The organism is Olsenella sp. SW781, from assembly GCF_012027725.1.
Taxonomy (GTDB): domain Bacteria; phylum Actinomycetota; class Coriobacteriia; order Coriobacteriales; family Atopobiaceae; genus Thermophilibacter.
In genome coordinates, this window is record NZ_SJOU01000003.1 from 177533 (window position 1) to 198692 (window position 21160).

The window sequence follows — 21160 nt, forward strand, 5'->3', positions numbered from 1 at the left end:
GCGAGGAGGGGCCATGCCCGCTCTCATCACGCACCACATATTCGGCGAGGACGTCATCGCGGGCCTGCCCGACGGCATCGTGAGCGGCGAGGAGGAGAAGCTCGCCTTCCTGCTCGCAAACCAGGGTCCGGACCCCCTCCTCGCCCGGTTCTCGGCCCTGCCCGCCACGGCGCGCGCCTGTCACCGCCTCGCGCGGCTCATCCAGGGAGGCTGCGTCACGCGCGCGTTCTGGGCGCTGCGCGACGGCGTGAGCCGCCTGCCCGCCGCCGACAAGGGCGTCGGGCGCGCCTTCGCGCTCGGCTTTCTCGGCCACTACGCGCTCGACCGCGCGGCGCACCCCCTCGTCGTCTCCCAGCAGCGTGCCCTCGTCGAGGCGGACCGCACGCTCGCCGCAGTCGCGAGCGACGTGCACGCCGTGATCGAGTCGGACATCGACAGCTGGATCCTCTGGGAGAAGCGCGGCGCCACCGTGCTCGAGCGGCCCGCCGCCGGGAACCTCATGCGGACCGAGCGCGTCGAGCGCGTGGGCGGGGCACTCGTCTCCCAGCTCTCGCTCGCCGTCTTCGGGCTCGAGCTCGGGGCGCGGGAGTACGCCGGCAGCGTGCGGGACCTCGAGCGCGCCTACCGCCTCATCGACCCCGCCGGGTCGCCGCGCGCGCGTGCGGTCAGTGCCCTCGAGCGGCTCGCGCGCGGGCGCTCCTGGGCAGCGGCTGCGGCGCACTACGTGCGGCGCGACGAGGACTGCCCCGCGGCAAACCTCGGCTGCCTCCCCTGGCGCGACCCCTTCACGGGGCGCATCCGCTCCGAGAGCCTGGCCGACCTCTTCGACGAGGCGCGCCTCTCCTACCCCGCGCTCGCCGAGGCATTCGTGCGCGGGGACCGAGGCGGCTTCAGGAGGCTCGTCGGCGGGCTCGACTACGCGGGGCGGCCGGGGACGGACGACTGACGTCGGCGGCCCCTCCCCTCCCCTTCGCGTTTGCACGTGCAAACGCGCCGGCGCATGGCATGGCGAGAAGAACCATCAAGCCCCTGAGCAGCACGGATGCGAATCAGTCACCACGGCGCCCCTCGCGTTTGCTCGTGCAAACTCGAGGGGTGCCGCCATTGGCGTGCGTCGGGAGACGGGACGAGGCCGGTGGGGCGCCACGGCCGGGGCGCGGCCCTAGAGCCAGACGAGGGTGTCGGGCGGCTCGGGACCCTCGTCGGCGGGGCGGGCGTCTCGGGAGCCCTCGCCCCACGTCGCCGACTCCTCGAGCCAGGGGCGGCGACGCTCCGGAAGCGCGGAGAAGGGCCGCTCCTCCCCGTCCTCGAGCCAGACGAGGGACTCGGCCTCGTGCGCCGGGGACTCCTCGACGCCCGGCGTCGGGTCCTCGGAGCCCGCCACCACCGTGGCCGACCCCCGGACGAACATGATGCCAACCGGCCCGTCCATGGCTATATCCCCAGCTCGGCGGCTGCCTCTGCCGCGCAGGACAGGGCGTCTGCTATGGCGCTCACCACGAGCGAGGACCCCGTCCTCGCGTCACCGGCGAGAAAGACGGGCGTCTCACCGGGCGCCGCGGCGCGATGGGCGCCCCCCTCGGTGACGGGAAGCCCCCGCTCGCCCACGGAGACGCCCAGCGCGTCCAGCACGCCGCGCTCCGGGCCCGTGAAGCCGCAGGCTATGAGCACGAGCTGCGCCGGGACCTCGCGCTCGCTGCCGACGACGCGCTCGGGCGCGCCGCCCGACCAGTCGAGGTCGGCCACGCGCAGGCCACGGACCGCGCCGTCCGCGTCGAGAAGGACCTCGAGCGTGTCCACGCCCCAGGAGCGCATCTCGCCGCCCATGGACGCGATGGCCTCGGCCTGGCCGTAGTCGGTCTTGAGCGTGGAGGGCCACTCGGGCCAGCGCGTGACGCCCGGGCCCGGCTCGGCGGGACGCGGCAGGAACTCGACCTGCCGCAGCGAGCGAGCGCCCTGGCGGACGGCGGTGCCCAGGCAGTCGTTGCCCGTGTCGCCGCCGCCGACGACCACCACGTCGCGGCCCTCGGCGCTCACCGCGGGCTCGCCGCCGTCCAGGAGCGCCCGCGTGGAGGCCGTGAGGTAGTCCACGGCCCAGACCACGCCGCCCGAGGCAAGCCCCTCCTCGAAGCCCGCCGCGGCGAGCCCCCGCGGCCGGCGCGCGCCCGCGGCCACGACCACGGCGTTGCTCTCCGCGAGGAGCGCCGACGCCACGTCCTTCTCGGCAGCGTCCGTGTTGAGGCGAAACTCGATCCCCAGCTCCTCCATGAGCGCGACGCGCCGCGCGACCACCCGCTTCTCGAGCTTCATGTTGGGGATGCCGTAGGTGAGCAGGCCCCCCGCGCGGTCCGCGCGCTCGACGACCGTCACGCGGGCCCCGCGCCGGGCGAGCTCCCACGCGGCCGCAAGGCCGGCCGGCCCGGAGCCCACCACGGCGACGCGCGGGGCGCCCGGCGCCGCCGGCGGGAAGCGTCGGGGGCCGCCATGCGCCCACTCCCAGTCGGAGATCGCGCGCTCGTTGTCGTGGATCGTCTCCGGCTCGCCGTGACAGCCCAGGTTGCAGGCGGCCTCGCAGAGCGCGGGACACACGCGGCTCGTGAACTCCGGGAGCGGGGACGTAAGCGCCAGCCTATCGGCGGCCTCGCGCATGAGGCCACGATAGAGGAGGTCGTTCCACTCGGGGATGAGGTTATGGAGCGGGCAGCCGCTCGGGCGCGCGCCGCCGAAGCCAAGGCCCGTCTGGCAGAACGCCACGCCGCACATCATGCAGCGGCTCGCCTGCGCGCGGCGGCGGGCCTCGTCAAGCTCCCCGTGGAGCCCCTCGTAGTCGAGCACGCGCTCGGCCACCGGCCGCAGCGGCTCGGTCTCACGGTCAACCGTCAGGTACGCACCAGGCCTTCCCATGCTAGCCCTCCCTCATGACGTCGAACGCGCGCTCGAGCGCGGCCTCGCGGGACGCGCCCGCTGCCTCCGCCTCGGCCACTAGGCCGAGGACCCGCTCGTAGTCGCGCGGTATCACCTTCACGAAGCTGTCACGCGCCTCGTCGAACTGGTAGAGGAGCTTGATGCCGCGCGGGCTCGCCGTGCGGCGCACGTGCTCCTCCACGAGCGAGCGCACGAGCTCGAGGTCCTTCTCGCCCGGCTCCTCCAGGTTCACGAGCTCCCGGTTGCAGCGCCTGGCGAGCGTGCCGAAGCGGTCGTAGACGTAGGCCACGCCCCCCGACATGCCCGCGGCGAAGTTGGGGCCCACCTCGCCGAGCACGACCACGGTGCCGCCCGTCATGTACTCGCAGCCGTGCGCGCCCACGCCCTCCACCACCACCGTGGCACCGGAGTTGCGCACGCAGAAGCGCTGGCCCGCAAGGCCGTTCACGAAGGCGCGCCCGCCCGTGGCGCCGTAGAGGGCCACGTTGCCCACGATGACGTTCTCGTCGAACTTGTAGGTGGCACCGTCCGCGGGCCGCACGGAGAGGACGCCGCCCGAGAGGCCCTTGCCGAAGTAGTCGTTGGCGTCGCCCGCCACGTTGAGCGTGACGCCCGCCGGCAGGAAGGCGCCGAAGCTCTGGCCCGCCGAGCCCGCGCAGTCCACCGTGACCGAGCCCTCCGGGAGGCCGTCGGGGTGCGCGGCCGTCACGCGGCTGCCGAGCATCGTGCCCACGCAGCGGTTCACGTTGTCGATGTCCGCGCGCAGGCGGATGGGCTCGAGGTGCGCGCGGGCGCGCTCGGTGTAGGGCACGAGCAGCGTGGCGTCGAGCGTGCGGCCGAGCTCCAGGTCGGCCGCCATCTCGGGCAGGAAGCGCGGCACGTCGGCGCCGGGGATCTGCCGCCCGAACTCGCAGACGCCGGGGGCGAGAAGGTCGGAGAGGTCCAGGCGGTTGGCCTTCCAGCTGTCCTCGCCGGCGACGGGCACCTGCGTGAGGCAGTCGGCGCGGCCGACCATCTCGTCCACCGTGCGAAAGCCCAGCGACGCCATGATCTCGCGCAGCTCCTCGGCCACGAACGTCATGAAGTTCACCACGTGCTCGGGCCGTCCCGAGAAGCGGGCGCGCAGGCGGCAGTCCTGCGTGGCCACGCCCGCCGGGCAGGTGTCGCGCTGGCAGTCGCGTTGCATGAGGCAGCCGCAGGCGATGAGCGGCATCGTGGCGAAGCCGAACTCCTCGGCGCCCAGAAGCGCCGCGATCGCCACGTCGCGCCCGCTCATGAGCTTGCCGTCCGTCTCGAGCACCACGCGGGAGCGCAGGCCGTTGCGCAGGAGCGTCTGCTGCGTCTCGGCGAGGCCGATCTCGAACGGGATGCCCGCGTGGTAGATGGAGTCTCGCGGGGCGGCGCCGGTGCCGCCGTTGTGCCCGGAGACGAGGATCTTGTCGGCCCCGCCCTTGGCCACGCCCGTGGCGATGGTGCCCACGCCCGCGAGGGCGCAGAGCTTGACCGAGACGCGGGCGCCGGGGTTGGCGCACTTGAGGTCGAATATCAGCTCGGCGAGGTCCTCGATCGAGTAGATGTCGTGGTGCGGCGGGGGCGAGATGAGGCTCACGCCAGGCGTTGACTGACGCACCTCGGCGATCCACGGGTAGACCTTCTTGCCGGGCAGATGGCCGCCCTCGCCGGGCTTGGCGCCCTGCGCCATCTTGATCTGGATCTCGGTCGCGGAGACCAGGTAGCGGCTCGTCACGCCGAAGCGCCCGGACGCCACCTGCTTGATCGCGGAGCGCGCGGAGTCGCCGTTGGCGCGCGGCGTCTCGCGCGCGGGGTCCTCGCCGCCCTCGCCGGAGTTGGAGCGGCCGTGCAGGCGGTTCATCGCCACGGCGAGACACTCGTGCTGCTCGCGCGAGATGGAGCCGTAGCTCATGGCGCCGGTGTTGAAGCGCCGCACGATCTCGCTCGCGGGCTCCACCTCCTCGAGCGGCACGGGCGCGCCGGCGGGCGAGAAGCCCATGAGGTCGCGCAGGGTGACGGCGCGTCCGGGCCGGTGCACCCACGCGGAGTACTCCTTGAAGAGGCCGTAGTCGCCCTCGCGGCAGGCGCGCTGCAGGAGGTAGATGGCCTTGGGGTCGATGAGGTGCTCCTCGCCCGCCGGGCGCCACTTGGTGAGGCCGAGCGTGGGGAGCTGGTCCGGCGCGGGGGACGCGGCGAGCCCCGTCGCGGCGGCGCGGCGCGCGTCGAGCTCCCGCTGGAGGTCGTCCGCCGTGAGGCCGCCCACGCGCGTGGCCGTGAAGGTGAAGCACTTCTCGACGAGCTCCTCGGAGAGCCCCAGGACCTCGAAGATCTGCGCGGAGTGGTAGCCCTGCATCGTGGAGATGCCCATCTTGGACATGACGGAGACGATGCCCGCCGTGACCGCCCGGTCGAAGTTGGCGCAGGCCTCCTCCGGGGAGAGCGCGAGCTCGCCGCGGGCGCACAGGTCGCGGATGCAGTCGTGCGCCAGGTACGGGTGGATGCCGCTCGCCGAGTAGCCCACGAGGCACGCGAAGTCATGGGCGCAGAGGGCATCGCCGGTCTCCACCACGAGGTCCGCGCGCGTGCGCAGGCCGCAGCGGATGAGGTGGTTGTGCACGCAGCCGAGGGCGAGCAGGGACGGGATCGGCGCCTCGCCGGAGCCCGCGCGGTCGGAGATCACCACGATGTTGGCCCCGGAGCGCACGTCCTTCTCGGCCTGCGCCGCCAGGGCGTCCAGGGCCTCGGCCAGCGCGTGCGGGCCCGCACCGGCGGGGTAGGTCGCGCTGAGGCGCGCCACGGCGAAGCCCGCGCGGTCGATCGCGCAGACTCGCCGGAAGTCGGCCTCGGAGAGGATGGGGCCGGGCAGGCGCACGAGGCGGCAGGCGTCGCGGCAGTCCTCGAGGAGGTTCCCGTGGTTGCCGAGGTAGAGCGTCGTGCTCGTGACCATGCTCTCGCGCAGCGCGTCGATCGGCGGGTTGGTGACCTGCGCGAAGAGCTGATGGAAGTAGTCGAAGAACGAGCGCGTCTTGGTGGAGAGGCACGCGAGCGGCGCGTCCACGCCCATCGACGCCAGCGGCACCGACCCCTTCTCCGCCATGGGCCGCACGACCTCGTCCACGTCGTCGTAGTGCCAGCCGTAGGCGGCGAGGCGCGACGCGAGGGAGGGGGCGGCGCCGGCAGGCGGCGTCGGCCCGTCCTGCGGCGCGGGCGCAGGAAGGTCCTGGAGCTCGATCGTCTCCTCGTCGATCCAGTCGCGATACGGCTTCTCGCCCGCCAGGCGGTCGCGGACCTCGTCGTTCCAGACGACGCGCCCCTGCACGGGGTCCACCTCGAGCATCTCGCCGGGGCCGAGGCATCCCGTGCGCAGGATGTTCTCGGGCTCGACGTCGATGGTCCCCACCTCGGAGGCGAGGATCAGCCGGTCGTCGCGCGTCACGTAGTAGCGGGCCGGGCGCAGGCCGTTGCGGTCGAGCGCGGCGCCGAGCATGCGGCCGTCGGTGAAGACGATCGCCGCGGGGCCGTCCCAGGGCTCCATGAGCATGGACTGGTAGGCGTCGTAGGCGCGGCGCTTCTCGCCGAGGGCGGGGTTCTTGTCCCAGGGCTCGGGCATCATGAGCGTGACCGCGCGGTCGAGGGGCCGTCCGTTCATGACGAGGAACTCGAGCACGTTGTCCAGGATCGCGGAGTCGGAGCCCTCGCGGTTGATGATCGGCATCACGCGCTCGAGGTCGGCGCCCAGCACGGGCGAGTAGAGCCGCGGCTCGCGGGCGCGGATCCAGGAGACGTTGCCGCGCAGGGTGTTGATCTCGCCGTTGTGGATGAGGTAGCGGTTGGGGTGGGCGCGCTCCCAGGAGGGCGTGGTGTTGGTGGAGTAGCGCGAGTGCACGAGGGCGAGCGCCGTCTCCACCGCGGCGTCGTTGAGGTCCAGGTAGAAGCGGCGCATCTGCGTGGCGACGAGCATGCCCTTGTAGACGATCGTGCGGCTGGACATGCTGCAGACGTAGAAGATCTTGCCCTCGAGCGCGGGCGTGGCGTCGGCCGCGCGCTCGATGGTGCGACGGCAGACGTAGAGGCGGCGCTCGAAGTCCTGGCCGCGGGAGACGTCCTCCGGCCGGCGCAGGAACGCCTGGTAGATGGTGGGCATGCAGGCGCGCGCCGTGGAGCCGAGGTCGTGCGGGTCCACCGGGACCTCGCGCCAGAACATGAGCGGCACTTCGCACTCGGCGCAGCCGCGCTCGAAGACCTGGCGCGCCGCCGTCACGCCGGCGGCGTCGTCGTGCGGCAGGAACAGCATGGCCACGCCGTAGTCGCCCTCGTCGGGCAGCAGCTGGCCCTCCTTCTGCGCCTCCTTGCGGAAGAAGCGGTGCGGCACCTGGAAGAGCACGCCCGCGCCGTCGCCGGTGTTGCGCTCGAGGCCCTTGCCGCCGCGGTGCTCCAGGTTCACGAGCACCGAGAGCGCGTCGTCGAGCGTCTGGTGGCTGCGCTTCCCGTGCAGGTGCGCGATGGCGCCGATGCCGCAGGCGTCATGCTCGAAGCTCTCGCGATAAAGACCGCGGTTCATGGGACTCCCCTCGTTCGACTTCAAGGGGAGTCTACGGCGCGCCCGCGCCGGGCGAGAAAAACGAGACCGACTTGCTACGCGCTCGCCACGCAGGCGTTTCTCGCCCGCCATCCGCGAGACGCGCGCCGGAAACGGGCGGGAAATCTGCGCCGCTCACGCGCGGGCCGGGCCGCGGCGAAGAATGGCGCCGCGGCGCGGCCGAAGACGCGCTACCATGGACGAAGGGGGAATCGATTCCATGCCGAGGAAAGGCGGTCCCATGCTCGAGGACTATGCTAAGGCTCGCAAGCTCGGCCTCAGGCAGGTCGAGCGCGACGTCTCGGACGGCCACTACCCGTACCCTCCCGCGCTGGACGACATCCTCAAGAACCAGGGCTACCAGGGCGAGGTGCCCATCGGCCTCGCCGAGGTGGACCTCTCGCTCATCGCGGGCACCAAGACGCGCGGCAGACAGAACATGTTCTCCAGCAGCTTCTACCCCATCGCAGAGCCCGAGTCCGAGTTCGCGATGAAGTGGAGCGACCTCATCGACTCCCAGCGCGCCGAGGGGCTGCGCGACCCGATCGTCGTCTACGAGTACCTGCAGCGCTTCTACGTGCAGGAGGGCAACAAGCGCGTCTCCGTCTCGCGCTATCTGGGCATGCCCACGATCCTCGCCAGCATCACGCGCGTGACGCCCATGCCCTCCGACGAGAAGGGCCTGCGCGTCTACCACGAGTTCACGCGCTTCTACCGCGTCTGCCCCATCTACGGCATCACCTCCTCCGAGGAGGGCTTCTACGCGCGCCTCGCGGCGCTTCTTGGCCGCGACCTCGAGACCCCGTGGCCCGAGGACGTCGTGCGCGACCTGCGCGGCCTCTTCGACAGCTTCTCGGCGTCCTTCCGCGCCCACGGCGGCGACGGGCTCGACCTGCAGGTGGGCGACGCCCTCGCGAACTACATAACCATCTTCGGCTTCGAGCACCTGCGCGGCCTCTCCCCCAAGGACGTGGACGCGCAGGTCGAGAAGATCTGGGGCGAGTTCGTGGTCACGCAGGGCACGGGCGCCCGCGCCTACCTCGAGGACCCGAGCGCGGAGCGCACGGCGCCGCTGCCCAAGCTCAAGAACCTCGCCAAAAAGGCCGTGCTCGCCAAGCCCTTCCGCGTGGCCTTCGTCTACGACCGCAACCCCCTCTCCTCGGGCTGGATCTCGCTCCACGAGCGCGGGCGCCTGAAGCTCGAGGAGGCGCTCGGCTCGACCGTCGCCACCTCGGCCTACACCGACCGCAGCTCGGACGCCGCGTTCGACCAGGCCGTGGACGACGCCGTGGCGCAGGGCGCCGACCTCGTGGTCACGTGCGCCGCGGCCCAGATGCGCCAGACCCTGCGCGCCGCCGCCGAGCACCCGGGGCCGGCCTACCTCAACTGCTCCGTGAGCCTCTCGCACAGCGCGGTACGCGGATTCTACGGCCGCATGTACGAGGCCAAGTTCCTGCTCGGCGCCCTGGCGGCGAGCCTGGCGGGGCATCACAAGGTGGGGTACGTCGCAGAGTCGCCGGTCTTCTCCACCGTGGCCGAGATCAACGCATTTGCCATCGGCGCTGCGATGGTGGACCCATACGTCACCGTCCACCTCAAGTGGTTCTCCGCCAAGGACTACGACTGGCGGCGAGAATTCCGCGAGGAGGGCGTCCACATCATCTCGGGGCGCGACTACGCCAACCCGCTCGCCCCCAAGGAGTCGTGGGGCCTCTACCGGGTGGAGGACGACGGCGCGGAGACGCACCTCGCCGAGCCCGTCTGGAAGTGGGGCCGCTACTACGAGATGCTCGTGCGCTCCATCCGCAACGACACGTGGAGGAAGGAGGGCGAGAAGATCCAGGGGCAGTCGCTCAACTACTGGTGGGGCATGTCGGCCGGCGTGCTGGACGTGCGGCTCTCCGAGAACCTTCCCCGCGGGCAGCGCATGCTCGTGGACGTGCTGCGCCAGTCGGTGCTCTCCGGGCGCGTCCACCCGTTCACGGGCGAGCTGCGCGCCCAGGGCGGCGACGTCGTCCAGGGCCCGGAGGCCGGGCGCCTCACGAGCGAGCAGATCGTGCGCATGCGCTGGCTGAACGAGAACGTGGTGGGCCGCCTGCCGGAGCAGCGCGAGCTCGACCGCGACGGCCTCGTCGAGGTGGAGGTGGCAGGCGTCATCCCGGTCGACCCCTCGACGGTGCTGCTCAAGGACACGAGTCGCTAGGGGGCGGGGCGTGAGGATCCTCTTCATAGCCGACGAGGAGGAGGGCTGGCTCTACGACCACTGGGACGCCGAGCGCGTCGCGGGCGTGGACCTCGTCATCTCCTGCGGCGACCTGCCGGCGGTGTACCTGGAGCACATCGTGACCCTCACCAACGTGCCGCTCCTCTACGTGCAGGGCAACCACGACACCGCCTACGACCGGCACGCCCCCGAGGGCTGCGTCTCCATCGACGGCCAGATCCGCGACTTCTGCGGCCTGCGCATCATGGGGCTCGGCGGCTCCATCCGCTACAACGACCGCGTCCACGGCTTCACCGAGGCGGAGATGGGCAGGCAGGCGGCGCGCCTGACGCTGCTCGCCCAGGCGACGGGCGGGGTCGACGTCATCGTGACGCACGCGCCCGCGCGCGGGTACGGCGACCTCGAGGACCTCCCCCATCGCGGCTTCGAGGCCTTCAACCGACTCCTCGAGCGCACGCGCCCGCGCTACCTGGTCCACGGCCACGTGCACCTCAACTACGGGCGCATCGAGCGCGTGCGCGAGCATGCGTGCGGCACCACGATCGTGAACGCCTTCGGGTCGCACGTCATCGAGATTCCCGACGAGGACATCATACAGCGCGGCGGCCTCTTCCGCCCCGAGGGCGTGTAGGGGACGGGAAGACGGGCGCGCCGTCGTTGCGCCTCTCGCTTGACGTCCGTCTCGCCGTCCTTCTCGCCGCCGGCGCTTAGGTGAGCAAAAAACGTGAACTACCACGACTCACCTAAGGGGCGAGAAGAACGATGACCTCGGCAAACGCTACTCACCTAAGAAATCGATGCAAGATAGTTCCGATTTTTTGCTCACCTAATCCGGCAGGGCCCTACGGGCATGTCGGCAACCGGGACCTCGACACAGGAGCGGCGACGCAGCCGAAGCCACGTCGCCGCCCCAGAGTACCCTGGCGAGAAGAACGTCCGCCTTACGCCCTGCCGAGGCAGGCGGCGCCGGTCTGGCGGATGTTGGTGAGGTAGACGTTCTCGCGTCCGAAGTAGCCGGCCATGTAGTCGACGTAGCCCGCGGTCTCGGCCTTGGGCAGCACGCACATGATCACGCCGGCAAAGCCGCCGCCGTGCAGGCGGCACACGCCCGCGCCGATCTTGCGCAGGTAGAGCTCGGTGAGCGCGAGCGCCATCGGGATGGGCTCCTCGGCGGGCATGCCGGGGACGACGGCGTTCTGCAGCCACTCCCAGGAGGAGCGACCGGAGGCCGTGATGATGTCGAGCACCTTGGCCTTGTCGCCGGCGTTGATGGCGGCCTCGGCGGCCTCGACGCGACCCACCTCCTCGAAGTAGTGCAGGGCGCGCATCACCGCGCGGTCGCCGCACCTCTCGCGCAGTGACGCGAGGTTGGCGAGGACCGCGTCCTCGGTCGTGTCGCAGAGGTTCTTGACGCCGAGCGCCGAAGCAACGTCATGCATCTCGTTGGGGACGGAGGAGTACTCCTCGGAGAGGTCCGCGTGACCCTTGCCGGTGTTGACGATCACGAGGTCGTGGTCAAGCTCGTCAAAGCCGAAGTCGACCTTCTCGTACTTCACGCCGTCGGAGAAGTCCAGCAGGATCGTGCCGCCCACGGCGCACGCCATCTGGTCCATGAGGCCGGAGGCCTTGTCCCACCAGACGTTCTCGGCGTACTGGCCGATGCGGGCGTAGTCGGCGCGCTCGATGGCGTCGTCGTTGTAGAGGTGGTTGATCATCTCGCAGACGAGCATCTCGAAGGAGGCCGAGGAGCTCACGCCGGCCGACGGGATGACCTCGGAGGAGCACACGGCGTTGAAGCCGCCGATCTTGAAGCCGCGCTTGGCCGTGGCCTCGAGCATGCCGGCGACGAGCGTGGTGGAGCCGCCGCCGTGCGGGATCTTGTCGATGGCGCCCGTGTCCACGACGATGGCCTCGGGATAGCCCTCGCTCCAGATGGTGACGACGCCGTCGTCCGTGCGCTGGGCGGCGCCGATGCTGTCCATCGTGATGGAGGCGGCGAGGATCTTTCCGCCGTTGTGGTCGGTGTGGTTGCCGATGATCTCCGTGCGGCCGGAGGCGGTGAAGAACTCCGGGTCGCCGGCGCCGAAGGCCTCGTCGAAGCGCGCGGCCAGCGCGCCGAGGCGCTCCGCGGCGCGCGCGGCGTCCTCTCCGTAGACCGCGGTCAGCGCGTCGGTCGTGGGAATGCCCATGGGTAATCTCCTCTCATGCGTGGAAAAGTGACAGGCACTTTTCCACCTAGCGCACGCTCGCGACAAAGCGCGCGAGCGCCTCCCTGCCCTGCTCGTCGTCGGCAAAGACCGCGCAGTGCTCGAGCACCTGCGCGAATACCTGGCCGATCTCCTCCTCTATGACGGCGTCGAGCGCCGCGGGGTCCGCGCTCGCGACGTTCTCCGGCGCAAACTCGGGATGCCGTCCCAGGACCTCGGCCGTCCACGGCGCGTGGCTCGCCACCTCGGGCACCGCCGCCGGGTCCTCGCCCGCCAGGATAACCCGCTTCAGGCGGTCCATCTCGCCGAGCAGGCGCGCCGGGAGCACCGCGAGGCCCATGACCTCGATGAGGCCGATGTTCTCCTTCTTGATGTGGTGCAGCTCCTGGTGCGGGTGGAAGATGCCAAGCGGGTACTCGTCGGTCGTGCGGTTGTTGCGCAGGACGAGGTCGAGCTCGAAGGCCTCGCCGCGCCGACGCGCGATGGGCGTGATGGTGTTGTGCGGGGTGCCGTCCGTCTCGGCGAGCACGCCAACGGAGGCGTCGGAGTAGCCGCGCCAGGCCACGAGGATCTTGTCCGCCAGCTCCACGAGGCGCTCCGGGTCGTCGGCGTCCAGGCGGATCACGGACATCGGCCAGTCCACCACGCCGGCGCGCACGTCCTCGAAGCCCGGGAACGAGACCTCCTCGCGCAGGCCCGCCCGCGCCATGGCGAACTCGTAGCAGCCGCCCTGGTAGTGCTCGTGCGTGAGGATGGAGCCGCCCACGATGGGCAGGTCGGCGTTGGAGCCCACGATGTAGTGCGGGAACATCGTCACGAACTCGAGCAGCCGGCGGAACGTGGTGCGGCTGATCTGCATGGGCACGTGCTTCTCGGACAGCACGATGCAGTGCTCGTTGTAGTAGACGTAGGGGCTGTACTGCAGGTACCACGGCTCGCCCGCGAGCGTGAGCGGGATGAGGCGGATGGTCTCGCGCGCGGGGTGGTCGAGCCTGCCGGCGTAGCCGAGGTTCTCGGGGCAGAGCTGGCAGCGCGGGTAGGGCTCGTGGTCGCTCTTCTTGGTGAGCGCGGCGGCGATGGCCTTGGGGTCCTTCTCGGGCTTCGAGAGGTTGATCGTGATGTCGAGGTCTCCGTAGCGCGTGGAGGTGACCCACTTGCGGTCGCGCGCGATGCGGTAGGAGCGGATGTAGTCGGAGTCGAGCGCGAGCTGGTAGAAGTAGTCGGTCGCGCTCTTGGGGGACTCCTCGTAGCGCTCGCGGAACGTGCGGGTGACCTCGCTCGGACGCGGCGTCACGCAGCCCATGAGGCGCGTGTCCAGAAGGTCGCGGCTCGCGATGCCAGGATCGCACACGCCGCGGGCCACGGCGTCGTCGAGCAGGCCGGCGAGGATCTCCTCGAGCGGCGGCAGCTTCCCGGACGCGACGACGTCCCCAACGGCCTCGCGCGGGACGTACGAGCCCTCCGGCTCGTAGGAGAGCGCATCGAGCATGAGGTTGGCGGCATAGGTGACGTCATCCTGCCCGATGAGGCCCCGGTCGAGGGCGTAGGCGACGAGCTGCGCCACGCCCCTCTCGACGGCGCCTGCCTGATAGTCGTCCATATTTTCTGGGCTCCCTTCTTCGTGGGCTCCCCCCGAACCCTGCCAAACATAGCTATGGAAACGATATCGCAATCGAGGATGGCCGTGGCCCACTTCCGTGAGCGGCGTGCCCGGTGGCGGTGCCAGAGGGGCCCTGCGGCGAGCATGCCGTAACGCACGGAATCAGGTGCCGCTGGGGACGATTCCGTGCGCGGGGGCATGCTCGGGGATCTGTGCTCTGAGGCATGCCCGATGGAGCCCGACAGGGCGGCGGGCACGCCATGAGGCCGCGACGAGCATGCCCAGGCGCACGGTTGCGCCGAGCATGCCCAGGCGCACGGTTCTTCTCGCCTGTCGGCGGATTCCGTGCGCGGGGGCATGCTCGAGCCCGAAGGCGCCCGGCGCAAGGTGTCGCGAGCGCCCCGCAGGTTGGCTGCGCGGGGGCTATGCGACGGTTTCTCAGGCCAAAACGTCGCCAAGGGCCCGCAGAGCGGCTGTGCGGGGATCGCGACGACTCCCCGGCCGGCGGGCGGGAGGAGCCGCGCCACGAGAAGGACCGCGCAGCGAGAAGAACCGCGAACGGTGGAAATTCGCCCACGAGCGGAAATGTCGGGTTCTTCTCCCCTGGCGGCGCCGAGTGCGCTATAGTTGCGCTCAAGCCGTTTGGAAACGTTTCCAATCCATCCGCTCCCTCCTCTTCCCTTCCTGCTAGAATGGGCTGGAAACGTTTCCAAGCGGCTCCGGGCAACGGCATCGGGGCGAAGGCAGGTGAGCCATGGACATCAGGGACATCGCGGAGCGCTCGGGCTACGGGGTCGGGACGGTCTCGCGCGTCATCAACGGGCAGCCCAACGTCAGCGACCGCGCGCGCAAGCGCATCCTCGCCGTGATGGCCGAGTGCGGCTACGAGCCCAACTCCAACGCGCGCTACCTCAAGATGCGCTCCCAGACGCCCGTGGCCGTCTTCGTGATGGGCGTCGGCAACCGCATGTTCGACGACATCCTCGGGCCCCTCCAGGCCGCGCTCGCCCGCGAGGAGGAGGAGATCGTCGTCACCTACCTCACGGGCGAGGTCAACGAGGTCCGCGCCGCCATCGACTACCAGCACGCGCGCCACCCCAAGGGGATGGTCTTCCTCGGCGGCGAGCTCGAGAGCTTCCGCGCGTCCTTCCACGAGATCGAGACGCCGAGCGTCCTGGTCACGGCGGACGCGGGGCAGCTCGGGTTCGCCAACCTCTCGAGCGTCACCATCGACAACGAGGCGGCGGCGAGAAGCGCCGTGGGGCACCTGCTGGCGCGAGGGCACCGCAGGATCGGCATCGTCGGCGGCAACCGCACGAGCGGGCAGATCGGCGAGCTGCGCCTGCGCGGCGCGGAGCAGGCCCTCCGCGAGCACGGCATCGAGCTCGACTACGAGCGTGACTACGAGCCCTGCGACTTCGTCGAGCGCGGCGGCCACGAGGCGACGCTCCGGCTCCTCGCCCGCGCGGGCGACCTCACCGCCATCTTCGCGCTCGGCGACGTCGTCGCCTTCGGGGCGCTGCGGGCCATCGCGGACCAGGGGCTCGACGTCCCCGGCGACGTCTCGCTCGTGGGCTTTGACGACACGGCCTTCTCCCAGTACGCCGTCCCCCGCATCACGACGATCCGCCAGGATGCCGAGCGCCTCGCCGAGTGCGCCGCGCGGCTCCTGCTCGACGCCATGCGCGACGGCTCCCCGGCACGTCACGAGCTCGTGGACTTCGAGCTCGTCGAACGAGAGAGCGTCCGCTCCCTCTGACCCAAGACGGCGGCGGAAAGGCCCCGCCGAGAAAGGAGGACGCATGAGAACCTCGGGCATCCTCATGCCCATCACGTCGCTCCCCTCCCCCTGGGGAGTGGGCACGATCGGCGGGGAGGCGCGGGCCTTCGTCGACTTCCTGGCGCGCGCCGGCGTCTCCATCTGGCAGGTGCTGCCCATCGTGCCCACGAGCTACGGGGACTCGCCCTACCAGTCCTTCTCCACGTACGCCGGCAACCCCTACCTCATCGACTTCGACGACCTCGCCGCCGAGGGCCTGCTCGTGCGCGCGGAGTACGCGGGCGTGGACTGGGGGCGCGACCCGGGGCGCGTGGACTACGGCGCCCTCTACCGGGGCCGCTTCGGCGTGCTGCGGCGCGCCGTGGGGCGCCTTCGGGAGGCGCGCCCGGCAGAGCTCGCCCGCTTCTGCGAGCGAGAGGCGTCCTGGCTCGACGACTACGCCCTCTTCATGGCCCTCAAGGACCGGCATCGCGGCGCCCCCTGGCACACCTGGTCGGACGGCCTGCGCCTGCGTCGCGCGAACGCGCTCGCCCGGACGCGCGAGGAGCTCGCCGAGGACGTCGCCTTCTGGCAGGGCGTCCAGTACCTGTTCTTCTCGCAGTGGGGCCGCCTGCACGACTACGCGCGCGCCGCGGGCGTGCGCATCATGGGCGACCTCCCCTTCTACGTGGCCGAGGACAGCGCGGACGTCTGGAGCCATCCCGAGCAGTTCCAGCTCGACGCGGACCTCAGGCCCGTCGAGATCGCCGGCGTCCCGCCCGACGGCTTCTCCGACATCGGCCAGCTCTGGGGCAACCCGCTCTTTGCCTGGGACCGCATGAAGGCGGACGGCTACGACTGGTGGTGCCGCCGCATCGCCTTCCAGCTGAGGCTCTACGACATCCTGCGCATCGACCACTTCCGCGGCTTCGACTCCTACTTCGCCATCCCCGCGGGCGCCGTGACGGCGGCGGGCGGGCGCTGGCGCAACGGCCCCGGGATCGACCTCTTCCGCGTGCTGGAGCAGCGCCTCGGTCGCTGCGACATCGTGGCGGAGGACCTCGGCTACCTCACCCCCTCGGTGCACCGCCTGCTCGAGGAGTCGGGCTTCCCCGGGATGAGGGTCCTCGAGTTCGCCTTCGACACGCGCGACGGCTCGGGAGCCACGTACCTGCCCTTCGCCTACCCCGCCAACTGCATCGCCTACGTGGGCACGCACGACAACGACACCGCACTGGGCTGGCTCGAGACGGCGCCGGCCGACGACGTCGCCCTCGCCCGCGAGTACCTGCATCTCGACCCGGCCGAGGGCGAGGGCTGGGGCATGATGCGCGCCATCTGGGCGAGCGCCGCGGACACCGCCGTGGTGCAGATGCAGGACCTGCTGGGGCTGGGCAGCGAGGCGCGGATCAACACGCCCTCCACGCTCGGGGGCAACTGGGTCTGGCGGGCGCGCCCGGGCTTCGCGAGCCGCCGGCTCGCCGAGCGCGTGCACCGGCAGATGGAGCTCTACCGCCGCCTGCCGCCCATCAAGGTCGTCCCCGACGAGTACGCGCGCGGGGCAGGCGGGATCTGGTGACGACCGTGCAAAAGTGCCTGTCCCCTTTGCACGCTTTGCACGCTTTGCACGCGAGAAGAACGAGGAGGAGCACGATGGACATCGAGAAGAACCTAGGGCTGACGCTCGCCGGGATGGGCGCCACGCTCGACGACGCCACGAACGCGCAGATCTTCTGCGCCCTGCTGCGCATGGTGCGCGACCTGGAGACGGGCATGCGGCCGGCGGCGGGAGACCGCAAGCTGTACTACTTCTCCGCCGAGTTCCTCGTGGGGCGGCTCCTGCGCGCCAACCTCGTGAACCTCAGCCTGGTGGACGAGGTCGAGCGGATCCTCTCCGAGCACGGCACCACGCTCGCCGCCGTGGAGGACTGCGAGCCGGAGCCCTCGCTCGGCAACGGCGGTCTCGGGCGGCTCGCCGCGTGCTTCCTCGACTCCATCGCCTCGCTCGGCCTTCCCGGCGACGGCGTGGGCCTCAACTACCACTACGGCCTCTTCCGGCAGGACCTCTCCGCAGGCGTCCAGCGCGAGGAGCCCAACCCCTGGATCGCGCCCGATTCGTGGCTGATCGACACCGGGCGCAGCTTCGAGGTGCCCTTCGGCTTTGGCCCGCTCACGGCGCGCATGTACGACATCGAGGTCCCCGGCTACGAGAACGGCGTCGTCAACCGCCTGCACCTCTTTGACGTGGAGGAGCCGTCGCCGGCGCCCGAGCACGGCATCGCCTTCGACAAGGGCGACGTCCGCCACGGCCTCACGAGCTTCCTCTACCCTGACGACTCCGACGAGGCGGGCAGGCTCCTGCGCGTCTACCAGCAGTACTTCATGGTGTCCGCGGGCGCCCAGCTCATCCTCGCGGAGCTCGAGGGGCGCGGCTTTACGCCCGAAGAGCTCGCCGAGCACGTGGCCGTCCACATCAACGACACCCATCCCTCGATGGTGATCCCCGAGCTCGTGCGCCTGCTCATGGAGCGGGGCATCGCCTTCGAGGACGCCGCGGGCATCGTTGAGCGCACGTGCGGCTACACCAACCACACGATCCTCGCCGAGGCGCTCGAGACCTGGCCCATGGGCTACCTCGAGCAGGTGGCGCCCGGCATCGTGCCCGTGATCCGCCGGCTGGACGAGCTCGCCCGCCGGCGCACGGACGACGAGCGCGTGGCCGTGGTCGACGGCAACGACGTGGTGCACATGGCCAACATGGACGTGCACTTCTCGCATGCGGTGAACGGCGTGGCCGCGCTCCACACCCAGATTCTCGTTGAGTCGGAGATGCGACCCTTCGCCGAGCTCTACCCCGAGAAGTTCTCCAACAAGACCAACGGCATCACCTTCCGCCGCTGGCTCATGGGCTGCAACCCGGCGCTGGCCACGCTCGTGACCGACGCCATCGGCGACGGCTGGAAGCGCGACGCCTCCAAGCTTGAGGACCTTCTCGCCCTGCGTGGGGACGCCGGGTTTGTCCAGCGGCTCCTGGAGGTCAAGGGGTCCAACAAGGAGCGCCTTGCCGCGTGGCTGCGCGCCGAGAAGAACGTGGAGGTCGACCCGCACTCGGTCTTTGACATCCAGGTCAAGCGCATGCACCAGTACAAGCGCCAGCAGATGAACGCCCTCTACGCCATCTGGAAGTACCTGCAGATCAAGCGTGGAAACGTTCCCAACAGACCGCTGACGATGGTCTTCGGTGCCAAGGCCGCGCCGGCCTACGCCCTGGCCAAGGACACGATCGCCCTGCTCCTGGCACTTGGGCGCCTCATCGCCGAGGACCCGGAGGTCGCGCCGTGGCTGTGCCTCGTCTTTGTGGAGAACTACAACGTCACGGCCGCCGAGCACCTCATCCCCGCGGCAGACGTGTCCGAGCAGATCTCGCTCGCGTCCAAGGAGGCGAGCGGCACCTCCAACATGAAGTTCATGGCCAACGGCGCGCTCACGCTGGGCACCCTCGACGGCGCCAACGTGGAGATCGCGGAGCTCGTGGGGCGCGAGAACATCTACCTCTTCGGACGCTCGTCCGAGGACGTGATCGGCCTCTACGCGCGCGGCGACTACCGCCCCTGGGACCTCTGGCAGGCGGACGGCGAGCTCGCGGAGGTGCTGGACTTCATCTGCTCGCCGGAGCTCCTCGCCCGCGGCGACGCGGGATGCCTCACCCGCGTCTACCGGGACTTCGTCGCCAAGGACTACTTCATGGCGCTGCTCGACGCCCGCGACTACGTGAGCGTGAAGGAGCGCTGCCTCGCGGACTTCGAGGACCGCGCCACCTGGGGCGAGAGGGCCCTCGTGAACGTGGCGAAGTCCGGGTTCTTCTCGTCCGACCGCACCATCCGCGAGTACGACCGCGACATCTGGCACCTTGCCTAAATGGGGACGTGCCTAAAACGTGCAAGAACTTGCACAAAAGAGGCACGTCCCCTTTTGTGCAGAGAGGAGAATGACATGACCCGCAACAACGTGAGCGCCGAGTGGTGGAAGCAGGCCGTGGTGTACCAGGTGTACCCGCGCAGCTTCTACGACGCCAACGGAGACGGCCTCGGTGACATCAAGGGCGTCACCGCCCACATGGACTACCTGCACGCCCTGGGGATCAACGCGATCTGGCTCTCGCCGTTCTACCCCTCCCCGCTCGCCGACGGCGGCTACGACGTGGCCGACTACCGCAACGTGGACCCACGCCTGGGCACGCTCGAGGACTTCGACGAGATGGCCGCGGCGGCGCACGCCGTCGGCATCAAGGTGATCGTTGACATCGTGCCCAACCACACCTCGACCGAGCACCCCTGGTTCAAGGAGGCGCTCGCCGCCGGCCCCGGCTCGCCCGAGCGCGACCGCTACGTCTTCCGCCCCGGCCGCGGCGAGCACGGCGAGCTGCCCCCCAACGGCTGGAAGTCAACCTTCGGCGGCCCCGCCTGGGAGCCCGTGGGCGACGGCGAGTGGTACCTGCACCTCTTTGCCGTGGAGCAGGCCGACCTCAACTGGAAGAACGCGGACGTCCACGAGGACTTCAAGCAGACGCTGCGCTTCTGGAGCGACCGCGGCGCGGACGGCTTCCGCATCGACGTGGCGCACGCGCTGGCCAAGGACCTGGAGAGCCGCCCGCTCGCCGACTGGCCGGACGACCCCGACCAGGGCGAGCCCGGAGACGAGAACCCGCTCTGGGACCGCCCCGAGGTGCACGAGATCTACCGCGAGTGGCGCCAGGTCTTCAACGAGTACGAGCCCGCGCGTTTTGCCGTGGCGGAGGCGTGGGTCGTCCCCGAGCACCAGTGGATGTACGCCTCCCCCGACGAGCTGGGGCAGGTCTTCAACTTCCAGCTCTCCAACGCGGGGTGGTTCGCCGACGAGTTCCGCCTGGCCATCGAGAAGGGCCTCGCCGCGGCCGAGCAGTCCGGCTCCACCACCACGTGGGTCCTCTCCAACCACGACATGCCGCGCCACCCCACGCGCTACGGCCTGCCGCAGGTCCGCTCCGCGGTGCACCACCAGCTCGTGACCGACTGGCTGCTCCGCGACGGCAAGACCTACTACGAGGACCGCGACCTCGGCACCCGCCGCGCCCGCGCCGCCCTGCTCATGGAGCTGGGGCTTCCCGGCTCGGTCTACCTCTACCAGGGCGAGGAGCTGGGCCTCTTTGAGGTGGCGGACATCCCCTGGGGCGCGCTCGAGGACCCCGAGGCGGCCATGACGAGCCACGGCGACGCCATCAAGGGCCGCGACGGCTGCCGCGTGCCGCTGCCCTGGAGGGCCATGGACGAGTCGGGCGACTTCGGCTTCTCCGCGCCCGTCGATCACGCGCCGGCCCACCTGCCCCAGCCCGAGTGGTTCGCGCAGTACGCCGTGGACGTGGAGGAGACCGAGCGCGACTCCATGCTCAAGTTCTACCGCCGCGCGCTCGCCGCGCGCACCGAGCTGCTCACGGCCACCGGCGACACCTCGCTCACGTGGGCCGCGGGCTACGACGACCAGGTCATCGCCTACGAGCGCCCCATAGCCGACGGCCGGGTGCTCACGAGCGTGACCAACTTCGGCGCCGCCCCCGTGGCGCTGCCCGCCGGCGAGGTCCTTCTCGCCAGCGCCCCGCTCGCGGACGGCGGCCTGCCCGCCGACGCCACCGCCTGGGTCGCACGCTAGCGCGTCAGGCATCGCCCCCTGTCGGGCCCCCGGACGACGTCCCTGCTCGTCCGGGGGCCCGTTCTTCTTGCCCGTCGCCCGCCCTTCTCGCCCCGCGCCCGCTCTTCTCGCCCCGTGCCATGCGCAAACGAGGATTTGCAAGAAGTCGCGGTTACGCATGGCGAGAAGG

Annotated in this window: 12 protein-coding genes; 7 read left to right on the top strand and 5 right to left on the bottom strand. The window is 70.8% G+C overall.

What is annotated here, in order from left to right:
- The first annotated feature begins 13 nt into the window (after positions 1-13).
- Positions 14-946, top strand: a complete 933-nt coding sequence (locus tag E0L17_RS02885; RefSeq protein WP_167929768.1) for a zinc dependent phospholipase C family protein — start codon at positions 14-16, stop codon at positions 944-946.
- A gap of 216 nt (positions 947-1162) precedes the next feature.
- Here the strand turns inward: E0L17_RS02885 and E0L17_RS02890 are convergent, their stop codons facing one another.
- From E0L17_RS02890 to gltB, 3 genes are read right to left on the bottom strand one after another with little or no spacing between them, the layout of a single operon-like run.
- A complete protein-coding gene (locus tag E0L17_RS02890; protein ID WP_167929769.1) occupies positions 1163-1432 on the bottom strand; it encodes a hypothetical protein in 270 nt (89 codons plus the stop codon).
- Positions 1433-1434: 2 nt separating this feature from the next.
- On the bottom strand, positions 1435-2904 hold the full coding sequence (locus E0L17_RS02895) for a glutamate synthase subunit beta (RefSeq protein ID WP_167929770.1): 1470 nt from the start codon (positions 2902-2904) through the stop codon (positions 1435-1437).
- Between the two features lies 1 nt (position 2905).
- The gene (gene gltB / locus E0L17_RS02900; protein ID WP_167929771.1) at positions 2906-7498 is read right to left on the bottom strand and encodes a glutamate synthase large subunit; all 4593 of its coding nucleotides are present in this window, start codon (positions 7496-7498) and stop codon (positions 2906-2908) included.
- Positions 7499-7757: 259 nt separating this feature from the next.
- Here gltB and E0L17_RS02905 point away from each other — a divergent pair, with 259 nt between their 5' ends.
- Together E0L17_RS02905 and E0L17_RS02910 are read left to right on the top strand one after the other, a co-directional pair.
- Positions 7758-9719, top strand: coding sequence for a BMP family ABC transporter substrate-binding protein (locus tag E0L17_RS02905; RefSeq protein WP_167929772.1), 1962 nt, complete (start codon positions 7758-7760; stop codon positions 9717-9719).
- Positions 9720-9729: 10 nt separating this feature from the next.
- On the top strand, positions 9730-10371 hold the full coding sequence (locus E0L17_RS02910) for a metallophosphoesterase family protein (RefSeq protein ID WP_167929773.1): 642 nt from the start codon (positions 9730-9732) through the stop codon (positions 10369-10371).
- A gap of 310 nt (positions 10372-10681) precedes the next feature.
- Here the strand turns inward: E0L17_RS02910 and E0L17_RS02915 are convergent, their stop codons facing one another.
- Both E0L17_RS02915 and E0L17_RS02920 read right to left on the bottom strand, forming a co-directional pair.
- Positions 10682-11929 (bottom strand): galactokinase, encoded by a 1248-nt coding sequence (locus E0L17_RS02915; RefSeq protein WP_167929774.1) that lies wholly within the window; start codon positions 11927-11929, stop codon positions 10682-10684.
- Between the two features lie 46 nt (positions 11930-11975).
- Positions 11976-13547, bottom strand: a complete 1572-nt coding sequence (locus E0L17_RS02920; protein WP_167929775.1) for a UDP-glucose--hexose-1-phosphate uridylyltransferase — start codon at positions 13545-13547, stop codon at positions 11976-11978.
- Positions 13548-14301: 754 nt separating this feature from the next.
- Here E0L17_RS02920 and E0L17_RS02925 point away from each other — a divergent pair.
- The 4 genes from E0L17_RS02925 to E0L17_RS02940 all read left to right on the top strand — a co-directional run bounded on the left by E0L17_RS02925 (position 14302) and on the right by E0L17_RS02940 (position 20991).
- A complete protein-coding gene (locus E0L17_RS02925; RefSeq protein WP_167929776.1) occupies positions 14302-15306 on the top strand; it encodes a LacI family DNA-binding transcriptional regulator in 1005 nt (334 codons plus the stop codon).
- A 43-nt stretch (positions 15307-15349) separates the two neighbouring features.
- On the top strand, positions 15350-16885 hold the full coding sequence (gene malQ, locus E0L17_RS02930; protein WP_167929777.1) for a 4-alpha-glucanotransferase: 1536 nt from the start codon (positions 15350-15352) through the stop codon (positions 16883-16885).
- 74 nt (positions 16886-16959) lie between these two features.
- A complete protein-coding gene (locus E0L17_RS02935) occupies positions 16960-19224 on the top strand; it encodes a glycogen/starch/alpha-glucan phosphorylase (protein ID WP_167929778.1) in 2265 nt (754 codons plus the stop codon).
- A 75-nt stretch (positions 19225-19299) separates the two neighbouring features.
- A complete protein-coding gene (locus E0L17_RS02940) occupies positions 19300-20991 on the top strand; it encodes a glycoside hydrolase family 13 protein (RefSeq protein ID WP_167929779.1) in 1692 nt (563 codons plus the stop codon).
- Positions 20992-21160: the final 169 nt, after the last annotated feature.

What these genes read in the sequence shown, in the direction of transcription:
- E0L17_RS02925 (WP_167929776.1), top strand. Translation starts at nt 14,302, where the DNA reads ATGGACATCAGGGACATCGCGGAGCGCTCGGGCTACGGGGTCGGGACG.
- gltB (WP_167929771.1), bottom strand. Translation starts at nt 7,498, where the DNA reads ATGAACCGCGGTCTTTATCGCGAGAGCTTCGAGCATGACGCCTGCGGC.
- E0L17_RS02920 (WP_167929775.1), bottom strand. Translation starts at nt 13,547, where the DNA reads ATGGACGACTATCAGGCAGGCGCCGTCGAGAGGGGCGTGGCGCAGCTC.
- E0L17_RS02940 (WP_167929779.1), top strand. Translation starts at nt 19,300, where the DNA reads ATGACCCGCAACAACGTGAGCGCCGAGTGGTGGAAGCAGGCCGTGGTG.
- E0L17_RS02905 (WP_167929772.1), top strand. Translation starts at nt 7,758, where the DNA reads ATGCTCGAGGACTATGCTAAGGCTCGCAAGCTCGGCCTCAGGCAGGTC.
- E0L17_RS02895 (WP_167929770.1), bottom strand. Translation starts at nt 2,904, where the DNA reads ATGGGAAGGCCTGGTGCGTACCTGACGGTTGACCGTGAGACCGAGCCG.
- E0L17_RS02915 (WP_167929774.1), bottom strand. Translation starts at nt 11,929, where the DNA reads ATGGGCATTCCCACGACCGACGCGCTGACCGCGGTCTACGGAGAGGAC.
- E0L17_RS02935 (WP_167929778.1), top strand. Translation starts at nt 16,960, where the DNA reads ATGGACATCGAGAAGAACCTAGGGCTGACGCTCGCCGGGATGGGCGCC.
- malQ (WP_167929777.1), top strand. Translation starts at nt 15,350, where the DNA reads ATGAGAACCTCGGGCATCCTCATGCCCATCACGTCGCTCCCCTCCCCC.
- E0L17_RS02885 (WP_167929768.1), top strand. Translation starts at nt 14, where the DNA reads ATGCCCGCTCTCATCACGCACCACATATTCGGCGAGGACGTCATCGCG.
- E0L17_RS02890 (WP_167929769.1), bottom strand. Translation starts at nt 1,432, where the DNA reads ATGGACGGGCCGGTTGGCATCATGTTCGTCCGGGGGTCGGCCACGGTG.